We start from the raw sequence: 22,306 nt of genomic DNA, 5'->3' as shown, positions 1-22,306 counted from the left end.
AGGGGCTTTTTTGCGGCTTACGCCGCGCTTGCCGCGACGATGTCGAGAAACGCCCGGCAGGTCAGGCTGGCGCCGTCGCGCAGGTGGAGCAGCCACATGCCGGTACGCGATTCGGGGTCCGACAGCGGCACATAGACGAGCTTGCTCGACTGGAGCGCGCAGAGCGACTCGGCCACCACGGTCACGCCGATCCCCGCCGCGGCGAGCCCGAACAGCGTCGACACCTCGCGCACGGTATGCGCCATGTTGGGCTCGACCCCGACGCCGCGCAACATCTCGAACAGTTCCTGGGTGAAGGTCGCGCCATCCTCGCGGCTGTAGAGGATCAGCGGTTCGCCCTCGAGGTCGCGCAGGCCCAGGTCCGCGCGGTCGGCGAAGCGGTGATCGGGGCGCATCGCCACCATCAGCCGCTCCTCGAGGATCGGGGTCGCCTGGATCGTCGCATCGACATCGGGGCGGTGGAAGCCGCGGACGAAGCACAGATCGAGCGCATGATCGGTCAGCGCGGTCGGCTGGACCCTCCCCGCCAATTCGGTCAGCGCGAGCTTCACGTCGGGATAGGCCTGGCGATAGTCGAAGATCGCCTTGGCGATCCGCGGCACGAACGGCGCCGAGGCGTTGAAGCCGAGATTGAGCTGGCCGAGCTCGCCGCGCGCCGCGCGGTGTGCGACGTCGACCGCGCGTTCGGCCTGCGCGAGCGTCGCGCGCGCCTCACCGAGAAAGGCGGCGCCCGCGCTGGTCAGGCGGACGCTGCGGCTGGTGCGGTCGAACAAGCGGACGCCCAATTCCTGCTCGAGCGCGGCGATCTGCTGGCTGAGCGGCGGTTGCGAAATGCCGAGCCGCGCGGCGGCGCGTGCGAAGTGCAGTTCCTCGGCGACGCCGACGAAATAGCGGAGATGGCGCAGTTCCATCGATCAAGAGCTAATCGCTATCGATCATGCTGTAAACCATATTGGACGAGGATGAATGTCGAGGCGCAAGGGGCGCTTTGCTGCGAGTGCGAAGTCGATCATACCGCTGCCCGAAACCCGGAGTTCCCCAGTGTTTGCAACGCCCCCCTGCCTTGCCCAACGCGCCGTCCGGAGCCGTCCCGCGTGATCGGCATCGTCCGCGTCGCGCTTCAGCGACCGCTCACCTTCATCGTGATGGCGATCCTGATCGCGATCATGGGCGTGCTCGCGGCGATCCGCACCCCGGTCGACATCTTCCCCAATATCGGCGTGCCCGTGATCGCCACCGCATGGCAGTATAGCGGCCTGTCGCCCGACGAGATGTCGGGGCGCATCATCACCCCGTTCGAGCGCATCCTGACGACGACGGTCAACGACATCGACCATATCGAGAGCCAGTCGATGAACGGCATCGGCGTGGTGAAGATCTATTTCCAGCCCGGCGCCGACATCCGCACCGCGACCGCGCAGGTCACCTCGGTGTCGCAGAGCGTGCTCAAGCAGCTGCCGCCCGGGGTCACCCCGCCGCTGATCCTCAACTACAACGCCTCGACCGTGCCGATCGTCCAGCTCGCGCTGTCGGGCAAGGGGCTCTCCGAAGGCCAGCTGTTCGACATCGCGCAGAACCAGATCCGCACCAATCTGGTGACGGTGCCGGGCGCCGCCGTCCCCTACCCGTCGGGCGGCAAGACGCGGCAGATCCAGATCGATCTCGACCCGGAGGCGCTCCAGTCGAAGGGGCTGTCGGGCCAGGACGTCGGCAATGCGATCGCCGCGCAGAACCAGATCAACCCGGCGGGCTTCGTCAAGATCGGCGGCTATCAGTACAATGTGAAGCTCAACAACGCGCCGGGCTCGGTCGAGGAACTCAACGCGCTGCCGATCAAGGTCGTGGGCGGCGCGACGATCTACATGCGCGACGTGGCGCATGTCCGCGACGGCTCGGCGCCGCAGACCAACATCGTCCATGTCGACGGCTCGCGCTCGGTGGTGATGACGATCCTCAAGAACGGCGCGACCTCGACGCTGGCGATCGTCCAGGGCGTCAAGGACGCGCTGCCCAAGATCCAGGAGACGCTGCCGGCGGCGCTCAAGATCGTGCCGATCGGCGATCAGTCGGTGTTCGTGAAGGCGGCGGTCGAGGGCGTCATCAAGGAAGGCGCGATCGCCGCGGCGCTGACCTCGCTGATGATCCTGCTGTTTCTCGGCTCGTGGCGCTCGACCGTGATCATCGCCATCTCGATCCCGCTCGCGATCCTCGCGGCGATCATCGCGCTGTCGGCGACGGGGAACACGCTCAACATCATGACGCTGGGGGGCCTCAGCCTCGCGGTCGGAATCCTGGTCGACGATGCGACGGTGACGATCGAGAGCATCACCTGGCATCTCGAACAGGGCAAGGGCGTCACCGAAGCGATCCTGGACGGCGCGGCGCAGATCGTCACGCCGGCGTTCGTCTCGCTGCTGTGCATCTGCATCGTGTTCGTCCCGATGTTCTTCTTACCCGGCATCGCGGGCTTCCTGTTCGTGCCGCTCGCGCTTGCGGTGGTGTTTGCGATGATCGCGTCGTTCATCCTGTCGCGCACGTTGGTGCCGACCATGGCGATGTACCTGCTCAAGCCCCATGCCGGCGGGCATAGCGACGCAGCGCTGCACGAGGCGGGCACGCCCAACTCGCGCAATCCGCTGGTGCGCTTCCAGCGCGGCTTCGAGCATCGCTTCGAGAAGATCCGCCTCGGCTATGCCGGGTTGCTCGAAAAGGCGCTCGGCCGTCCCAAGCCGTTCCTGTTCGGCTTCGTCGCCGCGGTGCTGCTGTCGTTCCTGCTGCTGCCGTTCCTCGGGCAGAACTTCTTCCCGACGGTCGATGCCGGCGCGATGGCGATCCACGTCCGCGCGCCCGTCGGCAGCCGGATCGAGGATACGTCGGCGCAGTTCGACCGGATCGCGCACCACATCCGCGCGACGATCCCGGCGCGCGACCTCGTCTCGGTGGTCGATAACATCGGCCTCCCTGTCAGCTCGATCAACACGGTGTACGGCAATTCGGGTACGGTCGGCCCGCAGGACGGCGACATATTGATCCAGCTGTCGAAGGACCACAGCCCGACCGCGGACTATGTGCGGACGCTGCGCGAGAGCCTGCCCAAGGCCTTCCCGGGCACGCAATTCTCGTTCCTGCCCGCCGACATCACGACGCAGATCCTCAACTTCGGCGCGCCCTCGCCGATCGACATCCAGGTCACCGGCAAGGACGCCACGGTCAATGCCGACTTCGCGCAGAAGATCCTGCGGCAGGTCAAGCGCATCCCCGGCGTCGCCGATCCGCGCATCCAGCAATCGACGCGCTATCCGCAGCTCAACGTCAATGTCGATCGGACCCGCATCGGACAATATGGCCTGACCGAGCGCGACGTTACCAACAGCGTCGGCAACTCGCTCGCCGGCACTTCGCAGACCGCACCGGTCTTCTATCTCAACCCCGACAATGGCGTGTCCTATGCGGTCGTCGCGCAGACGCCCGAATATCGGCTCGGGTCGGTCAGCGATCTGTCGAACATCCCCGTCACCGGGACCGGCGCCACGCAAACCGGCCAGGTGCTCGGCGGCCTCAGCAGCGTGACCCGCGCGAGCTCGGCGGCGGTGGTCTCGCACTATAACATCGCGCCGGTGATCGACATTTTCGCGACGCCGACCGACCGCGATCTCGGCGCGGTTTCGGGTGATATCGTCAAGGTGATCAACGACCTCAAAGGCCAGACGCCGAAGGGCGTGACGGTCACGCTGCGCGGCCAATATGCGACGATGAACAGCGCCTTTTCGGGGCTCGGCTTCGGGCTGATCGGCGCGATCGTGCTGATCTATCTGCTGATCGTGGTGAATTTCCAGAGCTGGCTCGATCCGTTCGTGATCATCACCGCGCTGCCCGGCGCGATCGCCGGGATCATCTGGATGCTGTTCGCGACCGGCACGCAGCTGTCGGTCCCCGCGCTGACCGGCGCGATCATGTGCATGGGCGTCGCCACCGCCAACGCGATCCTCGTCGTCAGCTTCGCGCGCGAGCGGCTCGCCGAGCTCGGCAACTCGACCGCCGCCGCGCTCGAGGCCGGACAGGTGCGCTTCCGCCCGGTGCTGATGACCGCGCTCGCGATGATCATCGGCATGCTGCCGATGGCGATGGGCTTCGGCGAGGGCGGCGAGCAGAATGCGCCGCTCGGCCGCGCCGTGATCGGCGGGCTGATCGTCGCGACCTTCGCGACGCTGATGTTCGTCCCCGTCATCTTCTCGCTGGTTCACAAGAAGCGCGACCGCGCCCCTACCCCCGCGCCCGTCGCGCACACGCATTTGGAGGAAGCTCATGTCTGAGGGCGGCAACGGCCGGCTCAAGCTCGCCGGGGGCATCGCGGCGATCGTCCTGGTGGCGGTGGTCGGCGGCGGGATCGCGTCGCGCGTCCATTCCGAGCATCGCCTCGCCGACTGGACCGAGCAACAGGCGCTCCCCAGCGTGTCGGTGATCCACGCGACATCGGCGGCGAGCAGCGATGCGCTGCGGCTGCCGGCGGCGCTGCAGGCGCTCAACAGCGCGCCGATCTATGCGCGCACGACGGGCTATGTCCGGCGCTGGCTGGTCGATCTCGGCGATCCGGTGCGGCGCGGGCAGACGCTCGCGATCCTCGATGCGCCCGAGGTCGACCAGCAACTGGTCGCGGCGCAAGCCGATCTGCAGACCGCGCAGGCCAACCAATCGCTCGCCGCGACCACCGCGACACGCTGGCGGACGATGCTCGCCAAGGATGCGGTGTCGAAGCAGGAGACCGACGAGAAGATCGGCGACCTCGCCGCCAAATCGGCGCTGACCAACGCCGCGCGCGCCAATGTCGCGCGGTTGCGCTCGCTCACCGGTTTCACGCGGCTGACCGCGCCGTTCGACGGGATCGTGACGAGCCGCGCGACGCAGATCGGTGCGCTCGTCGTCGCGGGCAACGCCGCTTCGACGCCGCTGTTCACCGTCGCCGACGTCAGCCGGATCCGCGCCTATGTGAAGGTGCCGCAGGCCTATTCGGGACAGGTCCATACCGGCATGCAGGTCGCACTGACGCTGCCCGAATATGCCGGGCGGACCTTCGATGCGACGCTGACGCGCAGCGCGGGCGCGATCGATCCGGGCTCGGGCACGGTGCTGGTCGAGGTGCAGGCGCCCAACCGCGATCATGCGCTGAAACCCGGCTCCTATGCGCAGGCGAGTTTCCCGCTGACCGGCGCGTCGGGGACGGTGTCGTTGCCGCCGAGCGCGCTGATTATCGGATCGGGGGGGACGCAGGTCGCCTTGCTCGGGCCGGGCAACAAGGCGCAATTGCGCACCGTCACGATCGGGCGCGATCAGGGCAAGACGGTCGAGATCACCGCGGGGCTCACCGCGCAGGACCGCGTGATCGACAATCCGCCCGACTCGCTCCAGACCGGCGACGCGGTGAAGGTGCTCCCCAATGCGGGCAAGTAAGCGGCGTCTCGGCGCGGCGGCGGTCCTGGTGAGCCTGGTGGCGCTCGCCGGCTGTTCGCTCGCGCCCGACTATCATCAGCCTGCGATCGCGGTGGCGCCGGCGTATAAGGAGACCGGGCCGTGGCAGACCGCGGGGACTGCCGTCGTGCCGGCGGGGCGCTGGTGGGAGGCGTTCGGCGACGCGACCTTCAGCGCGCTCGAAGCGCGGATCGAGACGGGCAATTTCGATCTCGCCGCTGCCGCCGCACGCTATGAGGAAGCGAGCGCCGTCGTGCGCCGCAGCCGGGCGGCGTTGTTCCCGCAGATCGACGCGGGCGCCGATATCGAGCGCGCGCGCGTGTCGGCGGGCCGGCCGCTTTCGGTGGGAAACGCGGTCACCTACAACAACGCGCTGATCGGCCCGTCGCTCTCCTACGAAATCGACCTGTTCGGTCGCGTCCGCAACACGCTCGCCGCGAACCGCGCGTCGGCGCAGGCGAGCGCGTCGGATCTCGCGGGGGTCCGGCTCGCGCTGCAGGCGCAGCTCGGGTCAGCCTATTTCGACATGCGCGGGCTCGATGCGCGGATCGTGCTGCTCCAGCAGACGGTCGATGCCTACAGCCGCGCCTTCCAGCTCACCGACACGCGCCATTCGGGCGGGATCGCCTCGGGAATCGACGTCAGCCGGTCGCAGAGCCAGCTCGCGAGCGCGCGCGCCGAGCTCGACTCGGTGCGCGCCGATCGCGCGCGCGACGAACATGCGATCGCGGTGCTGATCGGCGAAAGCCCGTCGAGCTTCTCGCTCCCGGTCGACAACCGCGCGATCGCCCCGCCGGCGATCCCCGCGAGCCTGCCCTCGACCTTGCTCGAGCGCCGGCCCGACATCCTCGCCGCCGAACGCCGCGTCGCCGCCGCCAATGCGCAGATCGGCGTCGCCCGCGCGGCGCTCTATCCGAGCATCTCGCTCGGCGCGTCGGGCGGCTTCGAGGCCGGCAGCGGCAACCTGCTGAGCGCCGCCAACGGCTTCTGGGCGCTCGGCCCGCTGTCGCTCGCGCAGACGCTGTTCGACGGCGGCGCACGGCGGGCGAACGTGCGGCTGTCGCGCGCGCAGTTCGACGAGGCGGCGGCGAATTATCGGCAGACGGTGTTGAGCGCGTTCCGCGAGGTCGAGGACGATCTCGCCGCCGGGCGGCACCTCGCCGACCAGGCGCGCAACCAGCAGGTCGCCGCAACCGCCGCCGAGCGGACGCGCGATCTTGCCGAGACGCGCTATCGCGACGGCGCCTCGGATTATCTCGAGGTGGTGCTCGCGCAGACCGCCGCGCTCGATGCCGAGCGCGCGCTGCTGACGGTGCGGACGCAGCAGCTGACCGTCGCGACCGATATGGTGCGCGCGCTCGGCGGGGCGTTCCCGGCGGGCTGAGGCTCAGCGGGTACGGGTGTCGGGCTGGCAATCGCCGTCGGGCAGGACGACCTCGCCGACGCCGTTATCGGCATAGTCGTCCGGATGGCGCCGGCGGTGTCGGACCGAGGCATAGAGCGACAGCGCGATGAACGCCGCGCCGATCAGCCCGGTGACGATCTCGGGCGTTTCGACGCGGATGCTGAGCAGCATGATCGTAGCGAGCGCGAGGATCGCGTAGAAGGCGCCGTGCTCGAGATAGCGGAACTCGGCGAGGTGCCCGCCATGCACCAGCGCGACCGTCATCGATCGCACGAACATCGCGCCGATGCCGAGCCCGAGCGCGATCAGCACGATGTCGTTGGTGATCGCGAACGCGCCGATCACGCCGTCGAACGAGAAGCTCGCGTCGAGGAATTCGAGATAGATGAAGCCGCCGAGCCCGGTGCGCACCACCGCGCCCGTGGCGTGATCGACATCGCCGCCGAACAGCGCGCCGATCCGGTGGACGGCGAAGAAGGTGGCGCCGCCGGACAGGCCCGCGATCAGGAAGGTCCGCTGCGGCGCGCCGTCGAGCAGGAACGACAGGCCGACGATCACCGCCGCGACGACGAGATAGGCGGCGGCCGGAACCCGCGCGAAGGCGGCGAGCGGCCGCTCGATCCAGCTCAGCCACACATGCTCGCGATTGGGATCGAAAAAGAAGCTCAGCCCGACCAGCAGCAGGAACGCGCCGCCGAACCCCGAAATCCCGATATGCGCGCCGGTGACGATCGCCTCGTAACGGATTTGATCGACGAATGCGATCCGCGCCGCCTCCCACGGGCTGATCAGCGCCGACACCGCGACGATCAGGATCGGAAAGATGATCCGCATCCCGAACACCGCGATCAGCACGCCCCAGGTGAGGAAGCGCCGCTGCCACACCGGCGCCATGTCCTTGAGGATCGAGGCGTTGACGACCGCATTGTCGAGGCTGAGCGAAGTCTCCATCGCGCCGAGCACGGCAGCGACGAAGACGAATTCGCCCACAAGCTCGAGTCCCCCGCCCTGCCAGACAGCGAGCCCGCCCGCGAGCAGCAGGCAGACGAGCGTGAACAGGATCGAGCCGTAGAAGTTTTTCATCACGGCGATGCGAGAGACGATTTGCGGCGGTTTTGCAACCGGCGCGAAACGTCGACCGATCCCTGGGCAGGCGCATGGAGCGATCGACGAACCCGGCGGGCGCCAATCCGCTAGACGCCATGGGTCCATGAGGATGACCGCCACCGGCGACGATCGGCACGTCGGCAGAGCGTCGTCTCGAACTCCCCGCTTCTCGGATTGATGCCGGACGGGCCGTTTTGGACAAAGGCGACGGCTGGAACCTCGGATAATGGTGGAAAACGCGCTGTCCGCTTCCAAAAAGGCACATGGTGATAGCCGACATGGGGCGGCGCTGCGGCCGCTCACGAAGGGTTGTTCATCGCGAAGGGATTAAGGTCGCAACGTGCCGTCCCAAAACGTTCCCCCGGTTGTAAACCTTACTTCATCGACCAGCCCGTCATCGCCAAAATGATAGACACCAAATCGCGTGTGTAGACAGCAGCCATTGAAAGGAAGAAATACCGAATCCGCTACGAGCGTTGGATTTCCGTATCCGATCAACCGATGTTCGACCGACCATGCCAGATTGCTGAGCAAGTATGATTTCCACTCCTCGCGGCTTTTTGCGACCTGCTTGCCATTTTCAATGACGCTGACGGCCGGCGAGAACAACAGCAGATACTGTTCTATCGCGTTACGGCTAGGGGCCGCCGCTACCCGCCTGTAGGTGTCCAGCGCGCCCGATGACAACGGCGGAGGAACAGTAGCAAAAGCGGTCGATGCAAAGAAAGGAAAGCGATCGCGATCAACCTAACCATGCTCTACGCTTCTCAAAACGGCCTTCGACATTGAACGTGGTGCCCGGCGAAGTGTCAAGGCGCAAGGTATCGTTGTCTAACCGGGAAGATCGCGTCGCACGAATGGCTGGTTTCGGCGACGCGGACCGCGCACTTTCGCGTCTGCAATCGCTTGGTTCGGACCCGCCGCTGCCTCGCAAGATAGTCGCCGCAAGGCCCTTATGAACGGCATGGGCTCAGGATCGCGTGCTAAACGGCGAACAGTGGTGGAGAACGGAACGAAGATGCCTGGCAGAGCCCCTCCCGTTCGCTCTCGCGCCCGACACCGGACTTTCCGAATTGGCGAAGGACCGCGATACGGCGCAATCGCGCAATCGAATGCATCATCGTGCGATGCTCGCACCCCGCGGTTGGACGTCTTGCAGAGCGGATTGCTGACGCAATTCCCATAGCACGGAAAGCTAGGTGATTGCAGCGCAACGCGTATAGAAAGTTGGTCGGGGAGACAGGATTCGAACCTGCGACATCCTGCTCCCAAAGCAGGCGCGCTACCAGACTGCGCCACTCCCCGACGCTGGATGCGCTTAGGCGGGTGCCGCGCGAAGCGCAAGCCGCTGATCGCACCCCCGCGGAGGTCGCAATCAGCCCGCGCGCAGCAACGCCAGCGTCTGCGCGTCGGCGGCGCCGTCGAACCAACGGTCGAGCGCCGCCGCGAAGATCGGCTCGTTGCTCGCGGCATCGAACAGCGTGAGCGAGGAGCGCAACTTCGCCGCATCGACCGCGCCGAACACCGCTTGCGCGCTGCGCCCCCGCACCGCGTCGAGCGTCGCGACGCACAGCCGCAGCCGTGCGCCCAGCACGGGATGCGCGAGATAGGCCTGCGCCTCGGCAAGCGACCCGATCGCATAGCGCGCCGCCATCGCGCTGCGGCCGAGGCCGGCATATTGCGGGAAGATAAACCACATCCAGTGGCTGCGCTTTTCGCCGCGCGCGATTTCCCCGAGCGCCGTGTCGAAGATCGGCGCCTGCGCCGCGACGAAGCGCGCCAGATCGAAGCGATCGGACGTTGCCGCCACCCTCACCGCCCCCGGCGGGGATACCCGTATTGGCTGCTCTCGAACGCCACCGTCGCGGCGGCATTGTCGCCGAGCGGGACCTGCGCCACGCCGTAGAGCGAGCGCAGGCCGTTGGTGCCGATCGCGGCGCCGACTTCGCCGTGGATGCCGAGCGTCTTGCGTTCGGCTTCGGGCATCTCGCCGCGCGCCGCGGCGACGCTCTCGGGCGTGTTGTGATCGAGGATCGCGAGCCGCTGCTCGTCGGTCAGCCGGATCGTATCGGTGTCGGCCGCCGGGGCTGGTTGCGCAGATGGCGCGGCGGGTGTCGCCTGCGCGGCGGCCGCGAGCGGCGCAAGCGCTACGCCTGCCGTGATCAGGAGCGCGAGTGTGTGGCGAGAGGAGTGCATCGAAGCGACCTATAACCCGTTTGAGCCCACCCGTCATGAACCCCTTGGTCCAAATAGGCAACGCGGTGCGGTCCTGCTCGGCGACGCCTGCACGGTTGGGCGCGGCGCGGTGGGGTGCATTAGACATGGACCCCCCGCCCCCTCCGCATTAGGGCTGCACCGAAACTGTAACAGTCAGGTGGAAGACCGTGGGAAACGTAGCCGTGATCGGCGCTCAATGGGGCGATGAAGGCAAAGGCAAGATCGTCGACTGGCTCGCCGAGCGCGCCGATGTCGTCGTGCGCTTCCAGGGCGGGCACAATGCCGGCCACACGCTCGTCGTCGGCGAAAGCGTCTACAAGCTGTCGCTGCTCCCCTCGGGCATCGTCCGCGGGACGCCGTCGGTGATCGGCAATGGCGTGGTGCTCGACCCGTGGGCGCTCAAGGCCGAGGTGGAGAAACTGCGCGGCCAGGGCGTGACGATCACCCCCGACACGCTGATGGTGTCCGACACCTGCGCGCTGATCCTGCCGTTCCATCGCGACCTCGACGGGCTGCGCGAGGATGCCAGCGGCGCTGGCAAGATCGGCACGACGCGCCGCGGCATCGGCCCGGCCTATGAGGACAAGGTCGGCCGTCGCGCGATCCGCGTCTGCGATCTCGCGCATCTCGACGCGCTCGACGCGCAGCTCGACCGAATCAGCGCGCATCACGACGCGCTGCGCGCGGGCTTCGGCGAGCCGCCGGTCGACCGCGCCGCACTGGTCGAGGCGTTGCGCGAGATCGCGCCGTTCGTCCTGCCCTTTGCCAAGCCGACCTGGCGGATTCTCAACGCCGATCGTGCGGCAGGGAAGCGCATCCTGTTCGAGGGTGCGCAGGGCGTGCTGCTCGATGTCGACCACGGTACCTATCCGTTCGTCACCTCGTCGAACACGATTTCGGGCACCGCGGCGGGCGGATCGGGGCTAGGGCCGAGCGCGGTCGGCTTCGTGCTCGGGATCGCCAAGGCCTATACCACGCGCGTCGGCTCGGGGCCCTTCCCGACCGAGCTCGAGGACGAGACTGGCGAGAAGCTCGGCGTGCGCGGGCACGAATTCGGCACCGTCACCGGGCGCAAGCGCCGCTGCGGCTGGTTCGATTCGGTGCTGGTGCGCCAGTCGGCGGCGGTCGGCGGGATCACCGGCATCGCACTGACCAAGATCGACGTGCTCGACGGGTTCGACGAAGTGAAGATCTGCACGGGCTATCGCCTGCGCGGCGAGACGCTCGATTATTATCCGGCGCATGCCGCCGACCAGGCCGAAGTCGAGCCGATCTACGAAGCGATGCCCGGCTGGCAGGAAACGACCGCAGGCGCGCGCAGCTGGGCCGATCTGCCGGCGCAGGCGATCAAGTATATCCGCCGGATCGAGGAACTCATCCGCTGCCCGGTGGCGCTCGTCTCGACCAGCCCCGAGCGCGACGACACGATCCTCGTCCGCGACCCGTTCGCCGACTGACGCAAAAACCCCGGCCGCGCTTGCGCGCGACCGGGGAGCGTGACGAACCGAAGGGGATTCGATTACATCGGGTGCTTCTTCTTCGACTTGCTCTTGGTCGTCGTGGTCGTCGAGTCACCCGGGGTCTGGGTCGACATCGTCGAATCGGTGGTCGATGTCGTGCTCGCCGACGAATCGGGCGTCGACATTGCGGGGTCGGCGGTCGTCGGGGCCGAGGTGCTCGGCGACGAGGTCGCCGGTCCGGTCGTCGAGGGCCCGGTCGTCGACGGCGAAGACGTGGTCGGTGCGCCGGGTGATGCCGGTGTGGTCTGCGCCAGGGCGGCCGACGAGAGCGTCATTGCAGCAATTGCCGTGATGGTTGCGATACGCATGGGTCTGTCCTTTGAGATGACGTGACCGTCGAATGGGTCGGAGTAAGAACGCCCTAGTTCGCAATTGGTCGCTCGTGTTGTCGCTCTAAAACAACAGTTTGTCTTCTTGTTGCCAACTTGCATCAGAGTTCTGCATCATGGTTGCGGTATCTTGCGATCTTCGTTGCACTGCAGCACGATACTCGACGCTAAGGTCAGGGTGTCAAGCCGCATGATAAGGTCGGATCCGCGGGCCCAATGCGAATACATCGTGGTCGATCAGGCGTGAGCGCTCCTCAAAGCCGTCACCCCAGAAAAAGCTGGGGTCTCCCTATGCACGGGCGCGCCAATCCTGCGTGAGATCCCAGCTTGCGCTGGAATGACGGGGTTGGACGGGTTTGAAGCGCAAGCCGCGACGACGCGGCCTCAGCCGATCTGTGCGCGGTGCAGCAGCTTGTGATCGGCCAGCACCAAGGCGACCATCGCCGCGACGACCGGCGCGCCGCGAATCCCGACACAGGGGTCGTGGCGGCCCTTGGTCATGATCTCGGTCGCCGCGCCCGAACGGTCGATCGTCTCGACCGGAGTCAGGATCGACGCGGTCGGCTTGAACGCGACGCGCAGCCTGATCGGCTGGCCTGTCGCGATCCCGCCGGCGATGCCGCCGGCATGGTTGGCGAGGAAGGCCGGGCCGTCCTCACCCGGTCGCATCGCGTCGGCATTGTCCTCGCCGCGCAGCGTCGCCGCGGTGAAGCCGTCGCCGATCTCGACGCCCTTGACCGCGTTGATCCCCATGCAGGCGGCGGCGAGTTCGGCGTCGAGCTTGGCATAGAGCGGCGCGCCCCAGCCCGCGGGCACGCCCGTCGCCGCGCAGCCGATCACCGCGCCGAGCGACGAGCCGGCCTTCCGCGCGGTGTCGACCAAGGCTTCCCAGCGGGCTGCAGCCGTCGCGTCGGGGGAGAAGAACGGGTTGCGGCCGATCTCGGCGGCGTCGAAATTGGCCGGGTCGATCGCATCGCCACCAATCGCCTCGACCCAGGCGGTGATCGTCACCTCGGGGATCACCAGCCGCGCGACCGCGCCCGCGGCGACGCGCGATGCGGTCTCGCGCGCCGAGGAACGCCCGCCGCCGCGATAATCGCGGAAGCCGTATTTGGCATCATAGGCGTAATCGGCATGGCCCGGGCGATAGGCCTTGGCGACGTCGCTATAATCCTTCGAGCGCTGGTCGACATTGTCGATCATCAGGCTGATCGGCGTGCCGGTGGTGCGCCCCTCGAACACGCCCGACAGGATGCGGACCTGGTCGGGCTCCTGCCGCTGCGTGGTGAAGCGCGACGTGCCGGGGCGGCGCTGGTCGAGGAAAGGCTGGAGATCGGACTCGGCAATCGCGATGCCGGGAGGGCAGCCATCGACCACCGCGCCGATCGCGGGGCCGTGCGATTCGCCCCAAGTGGTGAAGCGGAAGACGTGACCGAAGGTGTTGAAGCTCATGATCTCCTCTCCCCCCGGGGGAGAGGAAGGGGCCCGCCCGGCATCGCCAGGTGGGAAGGTGAGGCTCCGATTGCGGAGCGAATGACCTGTGTCACGCCCTCCACGTTTTGCATCACGTCAGCATTAGAAAACCGCAGCACACGATAGCCTTCTCGTTCGAGAAAAGCGGTACGACGCGCGTCGCGCTCTTCATTGCCCACATGCGTTTCGCCGTCGATCTCGACCACGAGCCGCGCCGCCTGGCAGACGAAATCTGCATAGAACGGCCCCAGGCGTTGCTGGCGGCGGAATTTGTGGCCGTCAAGCGCGCTGCCGCGCAGTACGGACCAGAGCTTGGTCTCGGCAGCAGTGGCATTGCGACGCAATTCGCGGGCGCGTTCGATGCTGCCGTCGCCGACGGTATAGCGGGATTTCGTCATACCCCCTCACCCTTCCCACCGCTTCGCGGCGGGCCCCTTCCCTCTCCCCCACGGGGAGAGGGAGAAGGCTTACGCCAGCGCGATGTCCGGAGCGTCCTCGGCCTTCATGCCGATCACATGATAGCCCGCATCGACATGATGCGTCTCGCCCGTCACGCCGCTCGCCAGATCGCTCAGCAGATACAGCCCGGCGCCGCCGACATCCTCGATCGTCACGTTGCGCTTCAACGGCGAGTTGAGCTCGTTCCACTTGAGGATCAGGCGGAAGTCGCCGATCCCGCTCGCGGCGAGCGTCTTGATCGGCCCCGCCGAGATCGCGTTGACGCGGATATTGTCGCGGCCGAGGTCGACCGCGAGATATTGCACGCTGGTCTCGAGCGCGGCCTTGGCGACACCCATCACGTTGTAATGCGGGATGACCTTCTCGGCGCCGTAATAGCTGAGCGTCAGCAGCGATCCGCCATTCGGCATCATCGCCGCCGCGCGCTTGCACACCGCGACGAACGAATAGACCGAGATGTTCATCGTCATCAGGAAGTTGTCGAGGCTGGTGTCGACATAACCGCCGCGCAGCTCGTTCTTGTCCGAGAAACCGATCGCATGGACGACGAAGTCGATCGTCGGCCATTCCTTCGCCAGATCGGCAAAGGTCGCGTCGAGCGCGCCCATGTCCGACACGTCGCAATCGAACAGCCGCGCGACGCCGAGCTGCTCGGCCAGCGGCCGCACGCGCTTCTCCATCGCCTCGCCCTGATAGCTGAAGGCGAGCTCCGCCCCGGCCTCGCTCAGCTTCTTGGCAATCCCCCAGGCGAGCGAACGATCATTGGCCAGGCCCATGATCAGTCCGCGCTTGCCCGCCATCAATTCCGTCACGCTATCACCACCTCATTGGTTTCGTGCGCGTCCTGTACCCCGTGTTGGTCGGGTTCCGCCAGTGCTGCGTTCAAATGTGCGCCGAACACGATGCCGAGGCCGACCAGGAAGAAGAACAGCAAGGCGATGATCACGCCCGCCAGGCTGCCATAAGTGAGATCGTAACTGCCCAGCCGCGACAACACGACCGGGAGCAGCGCGGTGATGCTGACCCACCAGGCGGTGGTGAACAGCGCGCCGGGCCATTTCGGGCATTTGCTCAGGCGATACTTGGAGGGGGTGACCGAGAAGAACAGGATGTACAGGGCGCCGAACATCACGACTCCCGGTACGATCCGCGACAGTCCGACCCAACCCGCCACATTCTGCGCGAACGGCAGCAGCGTGTAGATGAACCGCTCGATCGCGGTCATCAGCCCCTGGACGAGGAACGACAGCAGCGCGAGCACCACCGAGGCGATGATGACGAGCATCGAGCTCAGCCGGTAATGCCAGAACGGCTTGGTCGACACGACGCCGTACGCCCGGCGGAAGATGTCGCGGATCGTCTCGACGAAGCTGCCGACCGACCACAGAGCGACGATCGCGCCGACCCACAGCAGCGAACCGGTCCGCGCGAGCAGCACGTCGTGAATCGGCTTTTCGAGCAGGTCGCTGACATTGGGCGGCAGCACGTGGAGGAACGAGGCGACGGCGCGCTGCGTCTCGGTGCTCTGCCCGATCAGCGATGCGATCGCCGCCGCCAGGATGAAGAACGGAAACACCGTTACCAGCGCGAGATAGGCAAGGTTGCCGGCGTGGATGAACCCGTCCGAAAACACGCCGATCAGGACCCGCCGCAGAATCTGCCAGGCGCGCGCCGGAAGCCGCGCGGCGGGCGGTACATCGTCGGGGGAAACCCCTGCCTCGCCGCGGGCGGCACGGACTTCGGGCGAGGCGGGGGAAAGCTGACTCAAGCGTTACGCTCCTGGTAAAAACGTCAGACGTCCATCCCTGCCCGCGGGTTCCGTAGATCATTGTCTTTCCAGCCTTCGACGAAGGCGGCGAGCGCGGCATCGTCGGCGGGCAGATCGACCATCAGCGTGACGAGCTGATCGCCGCGCGTACCATCCTTGCGGTGGAAGCCGCGGCCGCGCAGCCGCAGCGTCTTGCCCGAGGTCGATCCCTTCGGGACGGTGAGCATCACCGCCCCCTCGGCGGTCGGCACGCGGACGCTGGCGCCGAGCACCGCCTCGGCGAGGCTGACCGGCAGATCGAGCCGGACATCGTCGCCGACGCGCTCGAAATAGCGATGCGGCAGCACGGTGATCGTGACGATGCCGTCGCCGCTGCCGCCGGGCCCGGCCTGCCCCTTGCCCGCGAGCCGCATCTGCGCGCCGCTCTCGAGCCCGAGCGGGAGCTTGAGGTCGATCGTCTTGCCATCGCCGAGCGTGATGCGCTGCGGCTTGGCGGCGACCGCGTCGGTGAAGGGCACGTCGAGCTTGTAGAGGATGTTGCCGCCCTTGGGCTGCTCGCGCCGCCCAAAGCCGCCGAACCCGCCGGCAAAGCCGCCGCGACCACCGCCGCCGCCTGCGAACATATTCTCGAAGATGTCGCTCAGATCGGGCCCGTCAGCCTGGAAGCCGCCGCCGCCCGGCCCCGGGCGGAAGCCGCCGGGATTGCCGCCGCCCGCGCCGAAGCCGAACGGCGCAGCCGGATTGCCGTCGCCGTCGATCTCGCCGCGGTCGAAGCGCGCGCGCTTGTCCTTGTCGTTGAGCAGATCGTACGCCTGCGTCACGGTGCTGAAGCGCTCGCTCGCCTTGGGGTTGTCCTTGTTCTTGTCGGGATGGAGTTCCTTGGCGAGCTTGCGATACGCCTTCTTGATATCGGCCTCGCTCGCGGTCCGCGCCACGCCCAGCGTTGTGTAAGGATCGGCCACAAAAGTCCCCGGTAGTCTGGAATGGGTTGAATGGCGCCTATCTGGGGTATCGCCGCCTGGAGTGCAAACGCCGTTCGTTACGCCGCCGCTTCGAGCACGGGGGCGACGTCGACGCTGACGTCCATCTTCTGCGCGCCCGAGCCAAGCACGACGCCGTCGATCGGCGCGATCTCGCCATAATCGCGGCCGATCGCCATGACGATATGGTCGCCCGCCATCCAGATGCCGTTGGTCGGATCGACCCCGACCCAGCCGAGTTCGGGACCGCACCACAGCAGCACCCAGGCGTGCGTCGCATCGGCGCCGACGAGGCGCGGCTGGCCGGGGGGCGGGATCGTGCGGATATAGCCAGAGGCATAGGCGGCGGGCAGCCCGGCGGCGCGTAAGCCCGTAATCATGATCTGCGCGAAATCCTGGCAGACGCCGCCGCGCTTGAGGAACGCCTCGTGCGGCGGAGTGTCGACCAGAGTGGCGTTGGCATCGAAGGCGAAGTCGTTCTGGATGCGCTGCGCGAGCGCGATCGCCGCGTCGAGCGCGGGGCGATCGGGGTGGAGGTCTGCCGCGCACCAGTCGGCGATGTCGCGGTCGAGCGGGATCAGCGGGGATGGGAAGAGATAGGCGGCGGGGCCGGCTGGCGACGGGTCACGGCTTGCGCGCGCCGCCTCGGCGATCGCGCTGAGCGGCGGCGAGCCGTTCAACGGCATCGGCACCGGCCGGTCGATCTCGATCCGCGACACGCTTTCGATCACGAGGTGGCGGACCGGCTGTTCGACCACCATCCGCATGACGTTGGCGAGCCCCGCCTCGGCGCGCGCGGGGGCGACGCGGCCCGAGGGCGAGATGGTGAGGCGATAGTCGAGCAGGGTCTGGCCCGACCAGTGGATCGGCTTGAGCCGCAGATTGCAGCGCGCGAACTTGACGCGGGCGCCGTAATCGAAGCGCGTGACGTGGCGGATGTCGTAGATCATGGCCTGGCTCCCCTTCCCCTTCTTCCTTCCCTCCCTGAAAGGGAGGGGTCGGGGGTGGGTCGGCCTAATGCTGGCGTCGACCTCTCCACGGGCCNNNNCCCCCAGCCCCTCCCTTCCAGGGAGGGGAGGAAATGGGATCGAGCGCACCGCAGAATTCCTCATGCCAGCGTCATCCCGGCCGCGCGCAGTGGCTCGGCACCCTGCAGGAAATAGCGCCGTGCGATCGCCTCGGACAATTGGAACAGCCGGCGCTCGACATCGCCGAGGAGATCGGCGTCGAGCGCCGCCGCGGTCGCGGTCGAGACGATCGCCGTCAACACCGCCCCCTGGATCTGCTGCGGCTCCTCCATCCCGTCATCCTCGAGCACCGGCAGCGCGGCCAGATGCTCGCAGATCCGGCAGATCTGGAAGGCGAGCGAGCGCGGATTGCCCGGATCGAGCGCGACCAGATCGACCACCGGCACGCGCGCGATTCCCGTCAGATAGCGCTGGCGATAGCTGATCTGGCTGTCGGCGAGGTCGAGCAAGGTCGACAGGTCATCGAGGCTCGCCTGCGCCATCCCGAACGCGCGGACGGCGCGCGTGACGCTCAGCGCACGCTCGAGCCGGCGGCCGAGATCGTGGAAACGCCATGCCGCGGTCCGCCCCATATGCTCGGCCGACAGCCCCGACAGCGCGGCATAGCGCCGCTGCAGCGATCCGGCGCGATCGAGCATCCCGCCCTTCGCCGGATACGGCGCATCGAGCAGCCGCACGACGTCGGCGGCAAGCCGGTCGCGCGACCCCTGCCCGATCCCGCGCGCGAGCCGGTTGATCGTGCGGACGCTGTGCCAGCCGGCATCCTCCATCGCGGTGCGCGCGAGCGCCGCGAGATCGGCGCGGCGCAGCGTCGCGGGATGCGGCGCGGCACCGCCGCCGACCACCAGACCGACGAGCCGCCCGACCGTCTCGGGCGACAGCGCGGCGCCGGCATCGGCGTCGATCGAATTGCCGAGCATCACGCGGACGATGCCGAGCAGCGCCTCGCCGCGCTCGAGATAGCGCCCGAGCCAGAAGAAATTGTCGGCGACGCGGCTCGGCAGCGTGCCGGGGTTGCGTCGCACATGGATCGTGTCGGCGGGCGGCAGCAGCGACACCGGCGCGACGGTCTCGGCGCCGTGGATCGCGACGTCGGCCGACCAGCTCCCCTCGCCCATCACCGCCGCGCGCGGATCGGGATGTTCGCCGATCCGGGCAAAGCCGCCGGGCAGCACGGTCCAGCCACCATCAGCGCCGCGTGCCGCGAAGACCCGCAGCGTGAAGGGCCGCGCCGCGAGCCCGGCGTCGGTCACCACCGGCATCGTCGAGAGCCGGACGATCTCCTGCCCGACATAATCCTGCGGCCGGCGCGTCATATCGGCGAGCAGCGCGTCGCGCGCCGCGCCGGTGATATCCGCGCCCTGCAGCGCGACGCCGCCGGGCAGACCGAGCGGCGCGACACCGAACGCCGGGCCGATCAGCATCCGGTCGAGATCGTCGAGCACCTCGCCGCGCGCGCGGTCCTGCCCGCACCACCACGTCGCGATATTGGGCAGGATCAGGTCGGCGCCGAGCAGCCGCGTCGCAAGCGCCGGCAGGAACGCGCCGAACGCTGCCGATTCGAGCACGCCCGCACCCGGCACATTGGCGATCACGACATTACCCGCCGCCGCCGCGTCGATCAGCCCGGCGACGCCGATATGCGAATGCGAATCGAACGCCAGCGGATCGAGCAGCCGCGGGTCGATGCGGTGCCATAGCGCATCGACGCGCTTCATCCCGTCGATCGTGCGGATGTAGAGCTTGTCTTCGAGCGCGGCGAGATCGGCGCCCTCGACCAGCAGGAAGCCGAGATAGCGCGCGAGATGCGCCTGTTCGGCATAGCTCGCGCTGTAGCGGCCCGGCGTGAGCAGCCCGATCCGCGGCTCGACCCTGCGGCAGGCGGCGGCAAGGCCGTCGCGGAACGCCGCGAAGAACGGCGCGTGGCGCTGGACGTTGATCCGCGATTGCAGCCCGCCGAGCGTCCGCGCGATCGCCAGCCGGTTCTCAAGCGCATAGCCCGCGCCCGCAGGACTGCGCAGATGATCGGCGAGCACGCGCCATTCGCCGGTCGGCCCGCGTCCGAGATCGACCGCGATGAACTGGAGGTGGTGCCCGCCCGGCGGCAGCAGCCCCGCCATCGGGCGCAGGAAGAAGGGCGAGCCGCCGACCAAGGCCGCCGGGATCAGCCCGCGCGTCACCAGCGTCGCGTCGCCGTACAGGTCCGCGATCACGCTCTCGAGCAGATCGGCGCGCTGGACGATGCCGGCCTCGATCGTGCGCCATTCCTCGGCCTCGATCAGCAGCGGGACCGGCGACAGCGGCCACGGCCGTTCCTCGCTCTCTCCGATGATGCGAAAGCCCGTGCCGATATCCTCGGCATGGCGCTGGACGCGCTCGCGCGCCTGCCCGAGATCGTCGCCCGCCACCGCGGCGAGTTCCTCGAACATCGCGCTCCACGCCGGATCGGGATCGGTGCCGAGCACGTCGCCGCTGGTCGCGCGGGCGCGATAATCGGCGATCCAGCGCGCGGCATGCGTGGCGGGGTCGAGCAGCGAAGGCGCGGCAGCCGTAGCCATTTAGAGCCCCTCCCCTTCAGGGGAGGGGTTGGGGTGGGGAAGTGTGAAGCGGTCTGCACCCCTTCGGACGTCCCCACCCCCAACCCCTCCCCCCAAAGGGAGGGGCTTAGATGCGCACTCGGCCATCGTCATTACCCCCGTCTCGCGGCGACAAGGCCACAATCGCTTCGCAGGTGCAACCGCGTAAGACTGATTAAGATCACAGATCGGGCAGAACCTGGTCGGCAAGGCCCCATCCCGCCAGTTCGCGCGAACCCGCACGCGCGATCAGTTCTGCCGCATCGCGCACGCTCCAGCGACCCGCCGTGTCGATATCGCGCAGCTCGGTCCACGAGACGGGGGCGGCGACAGGCGCCCCGGCGCGCGCGCGCGCGACATAGGGGAGCACCGCGGTCGCGCCGCGCTGGTTGCGCAGCCAGTCGATGAAGATCCGCCCCTTGCGCTTGGCCTTGGACATGGTCGCGAGGAAGCGATCGGGCTCCGCCTCGCCGAGGGCGCGCGCGAAGCGGTCGGCGAAATCCTTGACCGCGGGCCACTCGGCCTGCGGGGTGAGCGGCACGACGACATGCACACCCTTCCCGCCGGACAGCATCGCAAAGCTGACGAGGCCGAGTTCGGCGAGATGCTCCTTGAGGTCCGCCGCCGCTTTCTTGACGACGTCGAAGCCAAGTTCCTCGTCGGGGTCGAGATCGAACACCATCCGGTCGGGCTGTTCGAGGCTGCCGACCGACGCGCCCCAGCCGTGGAATTCGATCGTCCCCATCTGGACGCAGGCGACGAGGCCATCGGCATCGTCGACATAGAGATAGTCCTCGCTCGAGCCGTCCTTCTCCTTGATCGGGACCTTGTGGACATGGTCGCCCTTGAAGCTGCCGGCGTCGTGCTTCTGGAAAAAGCAGGCTTTCGCGCGCCCCTGCGGGCAGCGCACCAGGCTGATCGGACGGTTGCCGGCGAAGGGCAGCATGATGGCCGAGACCTGCGCGTAATAGTCGGCGAGCTCGCCCTTGGTGACGTTCGATTCGGGGAAGATCACGCGGTCGCGATTGCTGACCTTGATGTGGGTTTCGGGAATGGGGATCTCGGGCCCGTCGACCGCTACCGGCGTCTCGGCGACGACCTCGCTCGCGGCCTTGTCCTCGCGCAAGCCGAGGAAGCTCGAATGGCGGAGCACGCCATCGGGCGTGGTCTCGGCATAGGCGACTTCGGCGACCAGCTCGGGCTTGACCCAATGCGCGCCGCGGACGGCGGCGCGCGGCGCCTTTACGGTCGGCGTCTTGCGTTCGATCTTCTTCAGTCGGTCGCTCAGTTCCATCATGAAACCGGTGCTGAACCCGGTGCCGACCTTGCCGGCATAGACCAGCCCGTCTGGGCCGTTCAGCCCGAGGAGCAGCGAGGCAAACCCGCGCGATTTCGCGCTCGTCGTCCAGCCGACGATGACGAATTCCTGGCGCTGCGTGCATTTGATCTTGAGCCACGCCTGCGTCCGCTTGCCGCGATACGGCGCGTCGGCGCGCTTCGAGACGACGCCTTCATAGCCTTCGCGACACATCGTCTCGAACAGTTGCTCGCCCTGCCCGATGATGTGCTCGGAATATTGGACGCGCGCGTCCTTGCCGTCGATCAGCGGCTGGAGCCGCTCTTTCCGCGTTTTGTTGGCGAGGCCGGTCAGGTCCGCGCCGTCGAGCTGGAGCAGGTCGAAGGCGAAGAAAGTCATCTCGCCGCTGCTCGAAATGGCGTTCTTGAGCGTCGAGAAATCGGGCTTGCCATGCTTGAACGCGACGATCTCGCCGTCGAGCAGCGCGGTCTTGACGGGAAGCTTGGCGACCGCGTCGGCGATGGCCTGGAACTTGTCGGTCCAATCGAGGCCCGAGCGGGTGAAGACCTTGGCCTTGCCTTTGGATACCGCGATCAGCGCGCGGTAGCCGTCATATTTCACTTCGTGCAGCCATTGGTTTCCGGTCGGAACCGAATCGACCAGCGTACACAGCTGCGGCTC

General features: G+C 67.6%; 17 protein-coding genes and 1 tRNA gene. 5 read left to right on the top strand and 13 right to left on the bottom strand.

Annotated elements, in window-relative coordinates; genetic code table 11:
• Positions 1-17: 17 nt before the first annotated feature.
• Positions 18-911 carry a LysR family transcriptional regulator gene (locus RH90_RS12200; protein ID WP_010185962.1) on the bottom strand — a complete coding sequence of 298 codons (894 nt, stop codon included), beginning with the start codon at positions 909-911 and terminating at the stop codon, positions 18-20.
• Positions 912-1,094: 183 nt separating this feature from the next.
• On the opposite strand from RH90_RS12200, the gene RH90_RS12195 reads away from it, so the two are divergent.
• The 3 genes from RH90_RS12195 to RH90_RS12185 are packed head-to-tail and all read left to right on the top strand — an operon-like array spanning position 1,095 to position 6,850.
• Entirely contained in the window at positions 1,095-4,313 is a 3,219-nt protein-coding gene (locus RH90_RS12195; RefSeq protein WP_010185961.1) for an efflux RND transporter permease subunit, read from the top strand.
• The gene (locus RH90_RS12190) at positions 4,306-5,448 is read left to right on the top strand and encodes an efflux RND transporter periplasmic adaptor subunit (RefSeq protein WP_010185959.1); all 1,143 of its coding nucleotides are present in this window, start codon (positions 4,306-4,308) and stop codon (positions 5,446-5,448) included. Before RH90_RS12195 ends, RH90_RS12190 begins: the two co-directional genes overlap by 8 nt.
• Positions 5,435-6,850, top strand: coding sequence for an efflux transporter outer membrane subunit (locus tag RH90_RS12185; RefSeq protein WP_010185958.1), 1,416 nt, complete (start codon positions 5,435-5,437; stop codon positions 6,848-6,850). Before RH90_RS12190 ends, RH90_RS12185 begins: the two co-directional genes overlap by 14 nt.
• A 3-nt stretch (positions 6,851-6,853) precedes the next feature.
• Here RH90_RS12185 and RH90_RS12180 read toward each other — a convergent pair whose 3' ends face one another.
• The 4 genes from RH90_RS12180 to RH90_RS12165 form a co-directional block, all read right to left on the bottom strand.
• Complete coding sequence (locus tag RH90_RS12180) at positions 6,854-7,954, bottom strand: DUF475 domain-containing protein (RefSeq protein ID WP_010185957.1); 1,101 nt, start codon at positions 7,952-7,954, stop codon at positions 6,854-6,856.
• Between the two features lie 1,252 nt (positions 7,955-9,206).
• A tRNA-Pro gene (locus RH90_RS12175) sits at positions 9,207-9,283 on the bottom strand.
• A 70-nt stretch (positions 9,284-9,353) separates the two neighbouring features.
• Entirely contained in the window at positions 9,354-9,788 is a 435-nt protein-coding gene (locus tag RH90_RS12170) for a DUF1810 domain-containing protein (protein WP_010185956.1), read from the bottom strand.
• A 2-nt stretch (positions 9,789-9,790) separates the two neighbouring features.
• Complete coding sequence (locus RH90_RS12165) at positions 9,791-10,174, bottom strand: hypothetical protein (RefSeq protein ID WP_010185955.1); 384 nt, start codon at positions 10,172-10,174, stop codon at positions 9,791-9,793.
• A gap of 188 nt (positions 10,175-10,362) precedes the next feature.
• Here RH90_RS12165 and RH90_RS12160 point away from each other — a divergent pair, with 188 nt between their 5' ends.
• Positions 10,363-11,652, top strand: coding sequence for an adenylosuccinate synthase (locus RH90_RS12160; RefSeq protein ID WP_010185954.1), 1,290 nt, complete (start codon positions 10,363-10,365; stop codon positions 11,650-11,652).
• 39 nt (positions 11,653-11,691) lie between these two features.
• Positions 11,692-12,048 carry a hypothetical protein gene (locus tag RH90_RS12155; RefSeq protein ID WP_010185953.1) on the top strand — a complete coding sequence of 119 codons (357 nt, stop codon included), beginning with the start codon at positions 11,692-11,694 and terminating at the stop codon, positions 12,046-12,048.
• 380 nt (positions 12,049-12,428) lie between these two features.
• On the opposite strand, the gene aroC is transcribed toward RH90_RS12155, so the two are convergent.
• The 8 genes from aroC to ligD form a co-directional block, all read right to left on the bottom strand.
• Entirely contained in the window at positions 12,429-13,496 is a 1,068-nt protein-coding gene (gene aroC / locus RH90_RS12150; protein WP_010185952.1) for a chorismate synthase, read from the bottom strand.
• Complete coding sequence (locus RH90_RS12145; protein WP_010185951.1) at positions 13,493-13,915, bottom strand: endonuclease domain-containing protein; 423 nt, start codon at positions 13,913-13,915, stop codon at positions 13,493-13,495. The genes aroC and RH90_RS12145 overlap by 4 nt, the downstream gene beginning before the upstream one ends.
• Positions 13,916-13,984: 69 nt before the next feature.
• On the bottom strand, positions 13,985-14,788 hold the full coding sequence (fabI, locus tag RH90_RS12140; protein ID WP_010162137.1) for an enoyl-ACP reductase FabI: 804 nt from the start codon (positions 14,786-14,788) through the stop codon (positions 13,985-13,987).
• The gene (locus tag RH90_RS12135; RefSeq protein WP_010185949.1) at positions 14,785-15,744 is read right to left on the bottom strand and encodes a YihY/virulence factor BrkB family protein; all 960 of its coding nucleotides are present in this window, start codon (positions 15,742-15,744) and stop codon (positions 14,785-14,787) included. The genes fabI and RH90_RS12135 overlap by 4 nt, the downstream gene beginning before the upstream one ends.
• A 23-nt stretch (positions 15,745-15,767) precedes the next feature.
• Complete coding sequence (locus RH90_RS12130; RefSeq protein WP_029625273.1) at positions 15,768-16,706, bottom strand: DnaJ C-terminal domain-containing protein; 939 nt, start codon at positions 16,704-16,706, stop codon at positions 15,768-15,770.
• Positions 16,707-16,783: 77 nt separating this feature from the next.
• Entirely contained in the window at positions 16,784-17,674 is an 891-nt protein-coding gene (locus RH90_RS12125) for a transglutaminase family protein (RefSeq protein WP_010185944.1), read from the bottom strand.
• 158 nt (positions 17,675-17,832) lie between these two features.
• Positions 17,833-20,310, bottom strand: coding sequence for a circularly permuted type 2 ATP-grasp protein (locus RH90_RS12120; RefSeq protein ID WP_010185943.1), 2,478 nt, complete (start codon positions 20,308-20,310; stop codon positions 17,833-17,835).
• A gap of 199 nt (positions 20,311-20,509) precedes the next feature.
• The coding region (gene ligD / locus RH90_RS12115) for a DNA ligase D (RefSeq protein WP_010185942.1) at positions 20,510-22,306 on the bottom strand (1,797 nt) is incomplete at its 5' end.

The sequence above is a fragment of the Sphingomonas sp. PAMC 26605 genome (genome assembly GCF_000241485.1).
In the GTDB taxonomy this organism is placed as follows: Bacteria; Pseudomonadota; Alphaproteobacteria; order Sphingomonadales; family Sphingomonadaceae; genus Sphingomonas.
The sequence above is the reverse complement of the archived record's forward strand: the minus strand, read 5'-3'. Positions and strand labels throughout refer to the sequence as shown.